Source organism: uncultured Aliivibrio sp. (genome assembly GCF_946479765.1).
GTDB lineage: Bacteria > Pseudomonadota > Gammaproteobacteria > Enterobacterales > Vibrionaceae > Aliivibrio.
Genome location: NZ_CAMLHO010000019.1, coordinates 1 through 15,504, shown reverse-complemented (window position 1 = coordinate 15,504; position 15,504 = coordinate 1). Strand labels below are relative to the sequence as shown.

Below are 15,504 nucleotides of genomic sequence, written 5' to 3'. Positions count from 1 at the left end.
TTTATATTCCATTTAGTTATATGGCATAACTTTTTCTAATTATCATACCGAGCAGCTTACCGTTACTATTCCCTTCAAATCAAAAGGACTTTGTGCCTTATTTGTCAATATTGGCACATCCATGTACAGGAAAGCAGTATGTCATTACCCGTTATCATCAACTTAATCGCCTTCATCGGTCTTATCTTTTTTCTTAATACGCAACAGCGTAAAGAGTACACCCTGTCTCGCCTTGTACTTATTGGCTTAATTGCGGGTAGCGTTTATGGTTTAGCCCTTCAGCTTATCCATGGTGAAGGCAGTGCTGTAATTAAGACAACACTTGATTGGGTAAACATTGTTGGTAGTGGTTATGTTGGCTTACTCAAAATGGTTATTATGCCATTAGTTTTAGTCTCTATGTTCTCAGCAGTCGTGAAACTCGATAAATCAGGCTCTTTAGGTAAGATCAGTGGTGTTACCATTGGCGTACTTTTATTTACTACTATGATTTCTGCACTTATCGGTATTGGGGTAACTCAAGCGTTTGGTTTAACAGCGGCAGGTTTAACCGAAGGTGTACGCGAAACTGCACGTGTTGCTGTTCTTGAATCTCGTATTAGCAGCGTCAGTGATTTAACCATCCCTCAAATGCTAGTAAGCTTTATCCCAACAAATCCATTTGCTGATTTAACGGGGACTCGTTCAACCTCTATTATTGCCGTGGTTATCTTTGCTATTCTTGCTGGGATTGCTGCTCGTAAAGTAAGCCAAGAAAAAGAAGAGTTAGCCGCCCCAATCAATACCTTTGTCGATGTTGCTCAATCAATTGTCATGCGTTTGGTTAAAATGATAATGGCACTAACGCCTTACGGTATCTTAGCTCTATTAACAAAAGTCGTTGCAACATCAAATGCGGCCGATATTTTAAATCTACTTGGCTTCATTGTTGCTTCTTACGTCGCTATTCTTCTAATGTTTGTCGTTCACGGTTTATTGGTTTCATTTGTTGGTGTAAACCCTGTTAATTACTTCAAGAAGATTTGGCCAGTATTGACGTTTGCATTTAGCTCTCGTAGTTCAGCAGCAACAATCCCACTAAATGTTGAAGCTCAGATCACCAAGCTACGTGTTCCACCTGCAATTGCGAATTTATCAGCAACGTTTGGTGCAACCATTGGTCAAAATGGCTGTGCTGGTATTTACCCTGCTATGCTAGCGGTAATGGTTGCTCCTACAATGGGAATTCCAATTGATACTCACTTTATTCTGTCTCTTGTTGCAATTATCACTGTTAGTTCATTCGGTATTGCTGGTGTCGGTGGCGGTGCAACATTCGCGGCTCTGATTGTGCTTCCTGCGATGGGTTTACCCGTAACGATTGCGGCTTTACTTATCTCTATCGAGCCATTAATTGATATGGCTCGTACTGCACTAAACGTAAGTGGCGCAATGACAGCAGGTACAATTACAAGCCGAGTACTTGGTGAAAAAAGCACTGATGAACAAGTGGAAAACGCACAAGCGTAATTACCCTTAATTCATTTAATAATTAAAAAAGGAAGTCATTTGGCTTTCTTTTTTATTCACAAAACCAACATACTTCTGTAACCCTATTGTTACTCATTACATTAGTACTTGTAACTTGCATGCGCCATTTTTGGATTAGAAAAACTAATCTTATAAAATAATTTTACTTGCTAGAAATAATAAAATATCTATCTATAATGCGCGCCATACAGAGATGAAATATCTCGCCCTATTATCAAATAAAAAGGTGCTGCTATGGCTAAGAAAATCATAACTAAAATCGCAAGAGCTTATCAGCGTTCATTTGTTGAATTGTACAAGCGCGATAATAAATAATACGCTGAATTAAAAAAGGAGCTAATCAGCTCCTTTTCTATATCTAATGCAGGGATTTATTAGATCTTATAATATTTTCAATGCTAACTGTGCAAGATTATAAGCATCAACGTAGCCTGAGTGCTGTCTTCCTTCCCACTCAAGATTTAACTCTTCCATCGCTTTACGTTGACCCATTCGATCATTTTTCTTCCGTGATTTAATACGATATAACGTCGCTAAGTTGATAAATTCAACAAATGGAAACTCAATGCCTTTCGCTTCACATTCTTTTTTTAAAATCAGCTCATCATGACCCCAAGCGGCATAAATTTTATTCGTGCCTCCGAAGTTTTTAATCATGGATTTTAAAACACCTTCTAATGGTCGACCTTGCTTCTCAATCTTACGTGGAGTAATCCCTGTAAGCTCAACACAAAAGAGCGAAATTTGATCTTCTTCAGGTTTTACATAATATTGAGCGCGTCTAACCACTTCACCAACCTGTAAATCAATCTCAGCTAATCCTACTTCAATTATTTCCCCTGTTGTTCCTTTGCCGTCTACATTCCAACAGCACATTTCTAAATCAAAACAGACGATACGATTAAAGTTCATGGAGATCCTTGGTACTCAAATAAAACGGGAGCGCTATTCTACCTAATCAAAGAAGAGAGCGCGATACTCTGAGTATTGATTGCTGAAAAATTATTCACAAACAGTAACTTGATTTCTTCCTTTCAGTTTACTTTGATATAAAGCTTGATCTGCAATCTTAATAAGCTCTTCTTTGGTCTCTCCTTTCCAGCATACTGCACCAAGACTGATGGTTTGATTTATCTCAAAACTATCAAATTTGGTTGGTGAACTTGCTACAGCATCACGAACCTTATTTGAGAGATTAATTAACTCTTGATGCGTTTTTGTTGTAACCACAATAGAAAACTCATCCCCACCAAGCCGAGAAAAAGAAGCGAGCTCATCAAGTAACTCTGACACTAACTCACTGATATGGCATAACACCCTATCGCCTTCAGGATGACCATAAGTGTCATTAATTTGTTTAAATTTATCAATATCAAAACAAATCAGAGCAAAAGGCTTCTCCTCTTCAATAAACACTCGGATTACATTTCTTATTGCCCGTCGATTTAATAATCCAGACAGATCATCATGCATGGCTAAATAGCGTAATTCTTTGGTTCGAATCGCTAATAATTTTTCTAATTGCCCTTTATCGCGCATAACCATGGATATAAGTAATGATACCAGTATTGAAATTGCTAGAGCACCAATAAACATCCAAAATAGCGTCAATCGTTGATAGTCACTTAATTTTGCATGGGTTTTATATTCTACATTCCAAATTCGATTCTCAATGGCTATGTTCGTTGTGTAAGTTAAGCCACTAAGATTATTCCATTCTTGACTCTCAAACATAATAGGATCGTCTTCAGCATCAAACCCTGTATCAATAATTCGCACAACCAACGATTTCCCTAATGACGTTGATGATACTAATTGTTCGAAGTAACTGGTAATTCGTAATACCCCTATCATTACCCCTTTTAAATCTTGTTTATCAGCAGTAAATACGGGGTGATATACTAGCATCCCGGTCTTTACATCATTACGATCTAAACTATCTTGCAATAAACGAATTTTATCTGACACACTCGGTCTTCCCGTCTTCATAAATTCATCAAGAACGCGCTGAAAACGTTCACGAGAAGAGTAAAAGCCAAGTAAAGGGATATTCATTTTATCTCTTGGGTAAATATCAGTCGCAACAAAAATTGGTTCATGATTTTTCATCACATAACCATAGGTTTTAGGGAGGTCTTTAGGGACGGTATAAAGAGTAAATGAGGGAAAAACTTGTTGAACCTCTTTAATATGTTGATCAATTTCTGATTCTTCGACTTTTTGCATCCATTGCAGCGAAATCAGGCTTTCTGAACTATTCACTAAAGAGCTGGCAAAAAGAGGAAATTGCTGCCAGTCGTGTTTAGAGCCAGCCTGATAAAAGTTGGCACCAGCGCCAATAACATCAATATCTTTTTCAATTAATAAAGAAAGTAACACCGATTGACGATCCGCTTCTTTATAGAAATTTTCAAGATTGTTGTCCAAATCTGATTTGTAGACAACCCTCATTGATAACAAACTTAGAAATAGGGCCAAGATAAAACTGCAAATTACGTAAAAATAGTTATTTTTAAACACCTTATTCCCTCAAGCCGTTAATATTCTTTAATTCTAATCCTTATAGGTACTTAACGAAACCCAATCCAGAATAAAAGTGACATTTTATTGAATTAATTCGATTCTGTGCAAAATAACGCCAAACGGTATCTGTTATCTCTTTTCTAGGCGGTTATTTTCTCTCTTATCCCTTGAATATGCTACAATTCACCACAATTTAGTTAGAAACGTTTGGTGCATGGCACCCAAAAATATAGAGAATGAATTATGAATTTTGACGTAAATGCTATTCCTTCTACCTTCGATTTAGGTCACATTGTCCTATTCGGTACTTCTGCTTTATTCGTACTACTTTATGCGATGAAAAAAGGCAAAACAGTAGAAATTGAAAAGATTGTTGAAATTGAAAAAGAAAAAATCGTAGAAAAACCAGTTGAGAAGATTGTTGAAATCGAGAAAGTGGTTGAAGTAGAAAAGATCATCGAAAAAATTATTGAAGTAGAGCCTAAAGTAAAAGCATCTACCCCTGAATCTGCTCTACAATTATTATCCCTTCTACAAAAAGAAGCGCGTTTCATCGATTTTATGCAAGAAGATCTTAAAGGCTTTGCTGATGCTGAAGTCGGCGCTGCCGCTCGTGTTATTCATGACGGTGGTCAAAAAGTATTATCTGAATACTTCACCCTTATCCCGATTCGCACGGAAGAAGAAGAGTCTCGCTTATCTATCCCTGTAGGCTTTAATCCATCAGAAATACGTTTAACTGGTAATGTAATTGGCGAAGCACCGTTTAATGGCACGCTTATCCACCGTGGTTGGAAAGTCGCTGAAGTTAAACTTCCTAAATTAGCAGATGGTTATGATGCAACGATTGTTGCTCCAGCAGAGGTAGAACTGTAATGGAACAAGCTAAATTCAGTATTGGTATCGATTTAGGCACAACTCACTGCGTGCTTTCTTATGTTGATTTACATGACGAAGACGCCAGTGTTCAAGTCATGCCAATCCCACAATTAACGGCACCGGGTCAAGTTGAAGAAAAATCGCAACTGCCTTCATTTATGTACCAAGCACATGAAGCAGAATTGCTTGAAGGCGATACAACGCTTCCTTGGACAACAAAACCAAACGCGATTGTGGGTAACATTGCTCGTAACCTTGGTAGTAAAACCCCTATTCGTTTAATTGCTAGTGCTAAAAGCTGGTTATGTCATGGTGGCGTGAACCGTCGTGAAGCCTTCTTGCCATTAAATAGCCCTGAAGAAGTGATCAAAGCATCGCCTCTTGAAGTCACTAAGCGTTATTTAGAGCACCTTCAGAATGCTTGGGATTTTCAAAACCCTGAACACCCTCTAAATGAGCAAGATATTACGCTGACGGTTCCTGCATCATTTGATCCTGCTGCGCGTGATTTAACGGCTGAAGCGGCAAACAATCTTGGTTTCCGCAATCTTACGTTATTAGAAGAACCGCAAGCTGCGGTATATAGCTGGATTAAAAACAATGGCGACTCTTGGCGTGATCAAGTCTCTATTGGCGATGTAATTCTTGTAGTCGATATTGGCGGTGGTACAACCGATTTATCATTAGTCGCGGTGACTGAAGAAGAAGGCAACTTGAGCCTAAACCGTGTTGCGGTAGGTGACCATATTCTTCTTGGCGGCGACAACATGGATTTGGCTCTGGCTTATCGATTAAAGATGAAGCTAGCGCAAGAAGGTAAACAACTGCAACCTTGGCAAATTCAAGTCATGACTCACGCTTGTCGTGATGCTAAAGAGGCGCTTCTTAACGATTCTGAATTACGTGCTGTTCCAATTGTGGTTCCTAACCGTGGGTCTAAATTGTTAGGTGGCACACTGCAAACTGAATTGACTCAGGAAGAAGTACAGCAAACACTGGTTGAAGGCTTCTTCCCTGTTATTCCTGTCACTGAGCACCCTGTTCAATCTGCACGTGGCGCACTGACTCAAATGGGTCTACCTTACGCGCAAGATGCCGCAGTAACTCGCCACCTTGCAAGCTTCTTAACTCGCCAACAAGCAGCGACTGATGAAGTGTTTGGTCAACAAAACGAATCTGATTTTATTAAACCTACTGCAATTCTTTTAAACGGTGGTGTTCTAAAATCAAATCTTCTTGCTGAACGCCTACTTGGCATTATCAATAATTGGTTAATTGATGCAGAAGCTGAGGACGCAAAACTACTTGAAGGGTTAGACCTTGACTTAGCGGTTGCTTCTGGCGCGTCTTATTATGGCTCGGTTCGTACAGGTAAAGGCGTTCGTATCCGTGGTGGTATCGCATCAAGCTATTATGTTGGAATTGAAAGTTCTATGCCTGCAATTCCAGGAATGGAACCACCAATGGAAGCATTGTGTGTTGCGCCATTTGGTATGGAAGAAGGCTCTCACGCTGACGTTCCTAGCCAACAGTTTGGTTTGGTGATTGGTCAGCCAGTACAGTTTAAATTCTACGGTTCTACCACTCGTCGTGATGATCAAGCAGGTACACACCTTGATTTCTGGATGCCAGAAGATCTAGAAGAGCTACCTGCAATTCAAGTAACCCTTCCTGTTACAGAAGGCCGCTCTGCGGGTGAGATTGTTCCTGTTCGTCTTGCTTCAAAAGTGACTGAACTTGGAACACTTTATCTTGAAGCCATTGCAGCCGATAGCAGTGAGAAATGGCATGTAGAGTTCGATGTTCGTGAAGCATAATTTGAACATTATTCTTCGCTAATCACTTCTTTAGAGTTCAGTCACCGTTATGGCGGCTGAACTCTTTTACTATGTGCCTTTGTATTTTTACGCTGTTGCCTTCTATTTTACAGCGATTCTTTCACAACAATATTAAAATCACGTTGGAGTTTTGATGAGTTATTCTAACCGTTATTTAATTGGTATCGATCTTGGTACTACCCATACCGTTGTTGCTTATACCGATATATCTCTTGGTATTGAAACCAGTCCAATTGAAATCTTCAATATTGACCAATTAATTGGGCCGGGAGAAGTTGCTCGTAAACCCCTGCTCCCTTCGTTTCGTTATCATGCCTCTCAAAGCCAGATCAGTGACAATGATTTAACCCTACCTTGGAATGTGAAAACCATTAATGGCGAGATAAAAAATGCAATCATTGGTGAATGGGCACGTGAATTAGGCTCAAAAGTCGAAGGCCGCCAAGTCGTCAGTGCTAAAAGTTGGTTATCTCACACTAAGGTTGATCGCACCTCTGATATTCTGCCTTGGGCTGGAGCAGAAGATGTTGAAAAAGTCTCTCCTATTGTTGCTAGTGCAAGTTATTTAAATCACGTTCGTCAATCTTGGAATTATCATCACCCAGATGCCCCAATGGAACTACAAGAAGTGGTTGTTACGGTTCCCGCTTCATTTGATGAGAGTGCCCGCTCATTTACTATTGAGGCAGCAAAACTAGCTGGCCTTGATAAAATTATTCTATTAGAAGAGCCACAAGCAGTTTGCTACGACTGGTATCACCATCATCAAGACACAGCAAAAGACATTCTTAAAAATGTACCTTTAATGGTAGTGTGCGATGTAGGTGGCGGTACTACCGATTTAAGTTTGATCCAAGCGCGGTTTGATAAAGATGAATTATCACTTGATCGTATCGGTGTGGGTGACCACCTCATGCTTGGCGGTGATAATATAGATTTAGCGTTAGCACATTTAGCTGAACAACGTTTAGACAGCAGTAAAAAAATGACCGCAGCAGCATTAACTAAACTTATTCAGCAGACTCGAAAAACCAAAGAACGTTTACTCTCAGCTAATGCACCTGATTCAGGTCATATAACTCTCCTTGGATCGGGTTCTAAACTATTAGGCGGCAGTCGTAAGGTTGAATTAAGCAAAGAAGAAGTTCATAACATCGCATTAAATGGTTTCTTACCATTAACTGACTTTGATGATCGTCCAAATCAACGACAAGCAGCCGTAGTTGAATTTGGTTTACCTTATGCTTCAGATCCTGCCATCAGCAAACATTTGGCTCAGTTCTTAGATAACCACAAAGAAGTATCGATGAAAGCATTAGACTGGGATCAGTCTGATCTCGCAGATCATCAAGATCGCGCGATCCCTATCGGCTTATTATTAAATGGCGGGGTGTTTAATAGCCCACTTCTTGCCGAGCGTTCTGTGGCATTATTAAGCCACTGGAAGGGTGACCCGATCACTCAATTATCAAATCCTCATCCAGATTTAGCCGTGGCTTATGGTGCTGTCGCTTATGGCAAGGCACGTCATGGCGCACAGCTTAAAATTGGTGGTGGCTCTGCTCGTTCATTCTATTTACAGTTAGAAGAAAAAAACAAACAACCTCAAGGGTTATGCTTACTAGCAAAAGGCAGCGACGAAGGCGACGAAATCCGCATGACGAGCCGTCGCTTCTCCTTAACGTTAGGTGAGCCTGTTCGTTTTAATCTTTTATCGACAACTAAAGATCAGCTCGCCACCTCAGGAATGATCACTGAATTAGCGGACCCAAGCTTTGTTAGCTTACCCCCTTATGTAGTAACACTTGATTCAAGCAAAGCAAAAGAAGAATTACACGCCAATCAAAAAGACCGTGTAGAAGTCACTTTAGCGTGTAAATTTACTGAAGTGGGTACGATTAAGATTGAATGCGTGTCAATTGAAGACGATTCACAACGTTGGTTGGTTGAATTTGAAGTGCGTAACCAAGCATCAAATAAAAGTGCAAACTTGGCTGACCAAATCAGCCTACCCCCTCGACTTCCTAATGCGATAGAAAACATTAAAGAAGCCTATGGTGGTAGTAAGCAAAATCCTAATGCCATCAAAGCCTTCTCTAAAAATATCGAGAAATTAATTGGTAAGCGTGAATCATGGGATTTGATTACTTCTCGTGAACTAGCAACCGCATTATTAGACAGTAAAAAACGTCGCCGTCGCTCAGATAAACACGAACAGAATTGGCTAAAGATGACGGGGTTTACGCTGCGTCCGGGCTTTGGTTACCCTGCGGATGAATGGAAAATTGGCCAAGCGTGGGAAACCTATCAACAAGGGATTCAGTTTGAATCTAAGCAATCTTGGAATGATTGGTGGACGTTCTGGCGTCGAATTTCGGGTGGATTAAATCAAGAACAACAAGAAACTATTTTGGCCGATATTGCTAAATACTTACACCCGGGCTCTCTGCGTAATCCTAAGACATTAGAAGACGCAACGAATAAAAGCTATGAAGCTATGGTTCGTTTAGCCGCTGCATTAGAACACCTGGATATTGAAGACAAAATATTAATTTCAACTTGGGTCTTAGGTCATGCAAAAAATGGCAATCAACCCCAAGTGCATTGGTGGGCTCTAGGACGCATTTGTTCTCGTTCCCCTTTCTATGGCAGTCAGCATAATTTGATCCCAGCAACTCAAGTATCAAAATGGCTTCCAACCTTGCTAGAACAAGACTGGAAAACACAACCGATGACAGGCTTTGCTGCGGTAATGATGGCACGCCTTACTGGAGATAGAACCTTAGATGTCTCTGATGAATTGCGTGAAAGTATCATCGATAAATTAAAGAAGAGCCGTTCTCCACAAAGTTGGATTGACCTTGTATCAAGTCAACAAGCGTTAACAGAGGCAGATTCAAAACGCCTCTTTGGTGATGCTTTACCAGCTGGTTTACGCTTAATTAATTAGTAATTCAATATCAGAAATACAACAACAAAAGAGAGTCTTGCTTAATTTTTGTCAAAGCTTCGCAAAGAAATTAAAATTACCTTCAAATACATAATGAATTAGGTATACTTTATTCATCACAATTTGAAGGTAATTTTAATGATCCATATCGTTATTTTAGCGGTTATGGTGTTACTTTATTTTGTTGGTTGGTCTCGCTTCGGCACTCGAGAATTACGCAATGCTGCTAAAAGGTTTAGTGAATTATTCCCTGCACCTAAAGAGCTAGTAATTGAATGGATTATGTATAACAAACAGATATTGGATATCAATGAGTTTCAACGCTTTATCATCCATTTAAATAGATCAAACACTGAAGACTTAAAGGTAGAATTAGATAGTTTTTCACATTATCTCGAAATACATGCCCCTGAGTATGTCATATCAAGAACCCACTCTTAAACATTCTGATTTACAATTTAAAAAGGCTCACCGTCATTGACACTGAGCCTTTTATGCATCTGTATTTTATATATACATGTTTCTTTATATAAATTAAGGCTAGCTTCTTGAGCCTAACTTCACTTTACCTTTTGAGTTAAACCATAACGCTTGTGATTTCTTTTTACCGATTAAAATTGGTAAGTCATCATAAAATAAGAAATTTTTCCATGTTTTCTTGAATGTTCCCCAAGAAGTTTCAACTAAATTATATTTTTCATAACAAAAATATATCGTCACATCATCAGCCCAATCAATGAACTCTAAAATCTCTTCAGGTAAATCGTCGTTATCACTGTCCCAACGATGTTGCCAATCAATCTCATTACTCCATGAGCTTTTTTTCATTGGCCATTCTTTTGAGTCAAAATGATCAGCCGTTGGACTATTTGCACTGATAAAGTCATTCCAAACTTGAGCAGACTTTGCTTGAGTGAACGGCTTAATTAATGGTAATAACTCTGCATCAACTGGCATTGATTGGTGAGTGAAAATCCATTTGCGACTGTATTCATCTAAAAGTAAATAGCTCATAATTCTTCTATAGGTAGGCATTTCCCCCTATTCTATCGCCTTTTTTATTTAGCCCAAATAAGAATATTTGACAATGGGTTGATTTTTATCATTAAGCCCCTCATTACAATAGTATTGAATAGCTAACTTATACTAATCCAATAAATTAGTATAAGTTGATATTATCTAAAATTATAATTATTCGGTTACACATGCCTTCCATTTCCATCTATGTGTAATCACCATTACAAGGATTTTTTTATGATCACGCATGTTGGTATATTAGATCAAGACCCAGTCCGTCTTATCACCCCTCTTCTTGACCTCTCTGTAAAAGGTGAGCATATGATTTTTATTGGTGATAATACGCAAAAAGATATGTTTCATCGTTTAGAGAGTATTCTTAAATATAAAGGTATCTCTTCTGATTTCTATGAAATACCAAATATTGTTGATACGCATTTAATCAAAAAATCATTGCAAGCACTGGCTGCTGAGATGAAAGTTCATTTTAGTGATATCAAATTGAATGCTAGCTGTGGTCTTCGTCATCGCCTTCTTTCTGCCTATGAAGTATTTCGCTCTTATCATTGGCCAATTTTTGTTGTCGAACCTTTCAGTGACAAATTATGTTGGCTATATCCAGATGGGCGCAAACAGAGACACGTTGCTGATAATATTCAACTCAGTGATTATCTTGCTATCTTTGGCGCACGTTGTGAGTTTTCTGAAACTGAATTACCGGAAAATATTGATAAGCGTCTACGTCAGCTTTGCCAGCGTTGGGCAAGTAATGCACTAGAATTAGGCCCAGGCTTAGCCACACTGAATTACCTTGCAACCACATGCCGTAAAGAACAACGTTTAGATGTTGAAGTTACAGAGAAACAGCAGAGCTATAAAGAGCTAAATATGCTGCTGAATGATTTAGTGGAAACCGGTCTAGCTAAATATGACAATGGGGTATTAACCTTTGATTGTGAAGAAGCGCGCCGATTAGCGAATGGAGAATGGTTGGAAATTCTGGTTCATAATACGGTTGTTGATATTCAACAGTATTTGCCAACACTTCAAGATCACTCATTGAATGTTCAGGTACATCGTGAAATAGGAACGAAAGATGTTCGTAATGAGCTTGATGTTGTGAGTATCGTGAACAATAAGCTGCATATCATTGAATGTAAGACCAAAGGTATGCGAGATGATGGCGATGATACGCTTTATAAATTAGAGTCATTACGTGACCTTTTAGGTGGCCTGCAAGCACGCGCAATGCTAGTGAGTTTCCGTCCTTTACGTAACAATGACATTATGCGAGCACAGGATTTAGGTTTAGCGATTATTGGCCCTGATGAATTAGGCGATCTTAAAAAACATCTACTAAATTGGTTCTTGGCGGCTGGCGGTCATTAATAATTATCACGGATACATTGCTATTTGAATAACAAAAAGACCCGTAATTCGGTCTTTTTATTATTTACTTTACTACAAAATAAGAATGCCGCTCATTCATTACGAATCAGCGGCATTTTTTATGCTCTTCTATTATAGAAGATTACGAGCAGCTTCAATAACAACTTTGATTGAACGTGCTTCTGTTTCTTTTAGTGTTGCGTGATCTGGCGTCTCTTTTTGTGTGCGGTTTATAATAACACCTGCAACACAACCCGCACGTAAACCTGAGCTTGCACACATTGTAAGTAGTGTTGCTGATTCCATTTCAAAGTTAAGCACACCCATGTCTTGCCATTCTTGCATAGAACCTTGGAAGCGCTTAACAACACGACCAGAGAATGTGTCGTAACGCTCTTGTCCTGGATAGAACGTATCACTTGATGCCGTAATACCAGTGTGAACAGTTGCACCTTGATCAACAACGGCTTTACGCATTGCTGTTGCTACATCAAAGTCAGCTACTGCTGGGAATTCCATTGGAGCAAAGTGTAGACTTGCGCCATCTAAACGAACGGAACCAGTAGTCACAATCATGTCACCTACATTTACATGCGGTTGAATTGCACCGGTAGTACCAACACGTAAGAAAGTACGAACACCAAGTTGTGCTAGCTCTTCAACAGCAATAGAAGTCGATGGCCCCCCAATACCTGTTGAACATACAACAATTTTCTTACCTTCCAACTCCGCTAGGTACACTGTGTATTCACGGTGGCTTGCTAAGAACTTAGGGTTTTCCATTTGTTCTGCGATTTTCTGAACACGTGCTGGATCACCTGGGATGATAGCCATTTCTGCGCCTTGAAGATCGTCTTTTGTAACACCTAAATGGAATACTGCTGCTGTCATGGTTAACTCCTTGCGATTGTAGGGTCGCGTTAATTTAAATAATTATATTATATTTGATTCGATGAAGTTACTTTACCCAAACGGCTAAAGTATTAGTGTGATTAAAATCCCGAAAGGAATGATGATAGATCGCCCTCTTGCACAGAAAAACGATTGGCATCACAAAAATTGAGAGCTTTGGTTAACTTACACTCAAGATTAACGCGACTTATATGACCTTACAATCATTTCAAATTCAATAGGTATAATTGATAGCACTATCTTTTATTAAAACGGAAGCTCACTTTTAAATAATTATTAACCTTAGTATTGGCTTTTTTGCCTTCTATATCCTTAACTTATAATAAGTTATATATTATGTACTGAGGTCATGGATGAATAAGCAGTCAGATAAAGCAAACTCAAATAATAAATCTAAATCATTTTCAGATTCGGGAAAGGAAAAATCACCGATTAAAAAGAAAAAAAATAAAAGCCAACGTTATTTAGCTAGAAGGCTCTCTCTTTATCCTCAATTGATGCTAATTTTGCCAAGTTTTTCTTTTTCTAAAACATTTACACCCGAAGAATTGGTCGAAGAAAAAGCCTCAAATATAGAAAGCGATACATTAGATGTGTCGAATTCTCATCATAATGAATCACTCATTTCACCTTTAGATCCTATTTTTGAAAGTAAAATGAGCAATATTCAATCTAATCCAGATGATACGAATGAGCACACACCAATAGTAACTCCAAGCGTACGAAGTAGTTCTCACTTAGCTTCACACGCAATAACTCCTCTTGGAATTCTTCCTACGCCAGTGCAAAACCATACAATCAATCAAGCTCCTGCTATGTTGGTCACAAACCCTACGACATTAAGCACATCTCCACCACAACACTCACAACAGCAAGCCATTATTTCAGGCAAAGACTCAGCGACAACAACCGAAGACGTGACAACTCATGTTGCCGGAAAACTGACAATAATAGACCCTGATCTTGGTGAGGCTCATTTTTCAAACACTGATATTTCAGGTTCACTAGGCACTCTCCACCTTACTAACTCTGGTGCATGGACGTACGATCTAAATAACACTAACCCGACGGTTCAAGCATTAGGCAAAGGCTCGACAGCTACCGATACCATCATCGTTCATTCTGCCGATGGCACGCCACATCAAGTAACTATCACAGTAAATGGCACTAACGATAAAGCTGTTATTGCAGGGACAGACTCTGGTGCGGTCACCGAAGAATCTCAACTTCAGACTTCAGGAATACTGAGTGTGACTGATGTCGACACTGGCGAAGCACACTTCTCCAATACCAACATTATTGGGACGTTAGGTACGCTGCACTTAACTGATAATGGTAATTGGACTTACGATCTAGATAATACTAACCCAACCGTTCAAGCATTAGGTAAAGGCTCGACAACTACCGATACCATCATCGTTCATTCAGCCGATGGCACGCCTCATCAAGTAACGATTACCGTTAACGGCACGAATGATAAAGCCGTGATTGGAGGCTCAAATACTGGTGCGGTGACGGAAGAATCTCAACTTCAGACTTCAGGAATACTGACTGTGACTGATGTCGATACTGGCGAAGCGCACTTCGCTACTTCACCCACAGGAAGTACCAATATTGCAGGAACTTTTGGGACTCTCCACCTAACAGATAATGGTAGTTGGACGTACAATCTTGATAATACAAATCCTAACGTTCAGGCGCTAGGTAAAGGCTCGACAGCTACCGATACGATTACTGTTCATTCTGCCGATGGTACACCTCATCAAGTAACTATTACGGTGAATGGCACTAATGACAAAGCGGTAATTGGTGGCTCAAATACTGGTGCGGTAACAGAAGAATCTCAACTTCAGACCTCAGGCACACTGACTGTCACCGATGTCGATACCGGCGAGGCGCACTTCTCCAATAGCAATATTATTGGGACGTTAGGTACGCTGCACTTAACTGATAATGGTAATTGGACATACGATCTAGATAATACTAACCTGACGGTTCAAGCATTAGGCAAAGGCTCGACAACTACCGATACCATCATCGTTCATTCTGCCGATGGCACGCCACATCAAGTAACTATCACAGTAAATGGCACTAACGATAAAGCTGTTATTGCAGGGACAAACTCTGGTGCGGTCACCGAAGAATCTCAACTTCATACCTCCGGTACACTGACTGTAACGGATATTGATACAGGCGAAGCGCACTTCTCTAATAGCAACATTATTGGGACTTTAGGTACGCTGCACTTAACTGATAATGGCAATTGGACATACGATTTAGATAATACTAATCCAACAGTTCAAGCGTTAGGTAAAGGCTCGACGGCAACGGATACCATTACTGTTCATTCGGCCGATGGCACGCCTCATCAAGTAACGATTACGGTTAATGGCACTAATGACAAAGCGGTAATTGGTGGCTCAAATACTGGTGCGGTGACGGAAGAATCTCAACTTCAGACTTCAG

Annotated in this window: 11 protein-coding genes; 7 read left to right on the top strand and 4 right to left on the bottom strand. The window is 39.6% G+C overall.

The features are described 5' to 3' along the window. The first annotated feature begins 138 nt into the window (after positions 1–138). Positions 139–1,509 (top strand): L-cystine transporter, encoded by a 1,371-nt coding sequence (locus tag Q1K78_RS09150; protein ID WP_300177197.1) that lies wholly within the window; start codon positions 139–141, stop codon positions 1,507–1,509. A 402-nt stretch (positions 1,510–1,911) separates the two neighbouring features. Here Q1K78_RS09150 and Q1K78_RS09145 read toward each other — a convergent pair whose 3' ends face one another. Together Q1K78_RS09145 and Q1K78_RS09140 are read right to left on the bottom strand one after the other, a co-directional pair. Continuing rightward, positions 1,912–2,442 carry a 3'-5' exonuclease gene (locus Q1K78_RS09145; RefSeq protein WP_300177194.1) on the bottom strand — a complete coding sequence of 177 codons (531 nt, stop codon included), beginning with the start codon at positions 2,440–2,442 and terminating at the stop codon, positions 1,912–1,914. A 90-nt stretch (positions 2,443–2,532) separates the two neighbouring features. After that, entirely contained in the window at positions 2,533–3,957 is a 1,425-nt protein-coding gene (locus Q1K78_RS09140; RefSeq protein WP_300177191.1) for a sensor domain-containing diguanylate cyclase, read from the bottom strand. 339 nt (positions 3,958–4,296) lie between these two features. Here Q1K78_RS09140 and Q1K78_RS09135 point away from each other — a divergent pair, with 339 nt between their 5' ends. The 4 genes from Q1K78_RS09135 (at position 4,297) to Q1K78_RS09120 (ending at position 10,161) form a co-directional block, all read left to right on the top strand. Then, complete coding sequence (locus tag Q1K78_RS09135; protein WP_300177188.1) at positions 4,297–4,929, top strand: DUF2760 domain-containing protein; 633 nt, start codon at positions 4,297–4,299, stop codon at positions 4,927–4,929. Beyond that, the gene (locus Q1K78_RS09130; protein WP_300177185.1) at positions 4,929–6,749 is read left to right on the top strand and encodes an Hsp70 family protein; all 1,821 of its coding nucleotides are present in this window, start codon (positions 4,929–4,931) and stop codon (positions 6,747–6,749) included. The genes Q1K78_RS09135 and Q1K78_RS09130 overlap by 1 nt, the downstream gene beginning before the upstream one ends. Before the next feature lie 154 nt (positions 6,750–6,903). Continuing rightward, entirely contained in the window at positions 6,904–9,720 is a 2,817-nt protein-coding gene (locus tag Q1K78_RS09125) for an Hsp70 family protein (RefSeq protein ID WP_300177182.1), read from the top strand. Positions 9,721–9,858: 138 nt separating this feature from the next. Next, a complete protein-coding gene (locus Q1K78_RS09120; protein ID WP_300177179.1) occupies positions 9,859–10,161 on the top strand; it encodes a hypothetical protein in 303 nt (100 codons plus the stop codon). 99 nt (positions 10,162–10,260) lie between these two features. Here the strand turns inward: Q1K78_RS09120 and Q1K78_RS09115 are convergent, their stop codons facing one another. Beyond that, complete coding sequence (locus Q1K78_RS09115) at positions 10,261–10,734, bottom strand: DUF2947 domain-containing protein (RefSeq protein WP_300177176.1); 474 nt, start codon at positions 10,732–10,734, stop codon at positions 10,261–10,263. Positions 10,735–10,974: 240 nt separating this feature from the next. On the opposite strand from Q1K78_RS09115, the gene Q1K78_RS09110 reads away from it, so the two are divergent. Continuing rightward, positions 10,975–12,126 carry a DUF1887 family protein gene (locus tag Q1K78_RS09110; RefSeq protein ID WP_300177173.1) on the top strand — a complete coding sequence of 384 codons (1,152 nt, stop codon included), beginning with the start codon at positions 10,975–10,977 and terminating at the stop codon, positions 12,124–12,126. A gap of 132 nt (positions 12,127–12,258) precedes the next feature. On the opposite strand, the gene udp is transcribed toward Q1K78_RS09110, so the two are convergent. Then, positions 12,259–13,017 (bottom strand): uridine phosphorylase, encoded by a 759-nt coding sequence (gene udp / locus Q1K78_RS09105; protein ID WP_300177170.1) that lies wholly within the window; start codon positions 13,015–13,017, stop codon positions 12,259–12,261. Positions 13,018–13,391: 374 nt separating this feature from the next. Here udp and Q1K78_RS09100 point away from each other — a divergent pair. Continuing rightward, on the top strand, positions 13,392–15,504 hold a 2,113-nt coding region (locus Q1K78_RS09100), incomplete at its 3' end, for a VCBS domain-containing protein (RefSeq protein WP_300177167.1).

Excerpts from the sequence above, each read along its gene's own strand:
- Q1K78_RS09135 (WP_300177188.1), top strand. The coding sequence starts at position 4,297 with ATGAATTTTGACGTAAATGCTATTCCTTCTACCTTCGATTTAGGTCAC.
- Q1K78_RS09125 (WP_300177182.1), top strand. The coding sequence starts at position 6,904 with ATGAGTTATTCTAACCGTTATTTAATTGGTATCGATCTTGGTACTACC.
- Q1K78_RS09150 (WP_300177197.1), top strand. The coding sequence starts at position 139 with ATGTCATTACCCGTTATCATCAACTTAATCGCCTTCATCGGTCTTATC.
- Q1K78_RS09120 (WP_300177179.1), top strand. The coding sequence starts at position 9,859 with ATGATCCATATCGTTATTTTAGCGGTTATGGTGTTACTTTATTTTGTT.
- Q1K78_RS09115 (WP_300177176.1), bottom strand. The coding sequence starts at position 10,734 with ATGAGCTATTTACTTTTAGATGAATACAGTCGCAAATGGATTTTCACT.
- Q1K78_RS09110 (WP_300177173.1), top strand. The coding sequence starts at position 10,975 with ATGATCACGCATGTTGGTATATTAGATCAAGACCCAGTCCGTCTTATC.
- Q1K78_RS09145 (WP_300177194.1), bottom strand. The coding sequence starts at position 2,442 with ATGAACTTTAATCGTATCGTCTGTTTTGATTTAGAAATGTGCTGTTGG.
- Q1K78_RS09130 (WP_300177185.1), top strand. The coding sequence starts at position 4,929 with ATGGAACAAGCTAAATTCAGTATTGGTATCGATTTAGGCACAACTCAC.
- udp (WP_300177170.1), bottom strand. The coding sequence starts at position 13,017 with ATGACAGCAGCAGTATTCCATTTAGGTGTTACAAAAGACGATCTTCAA.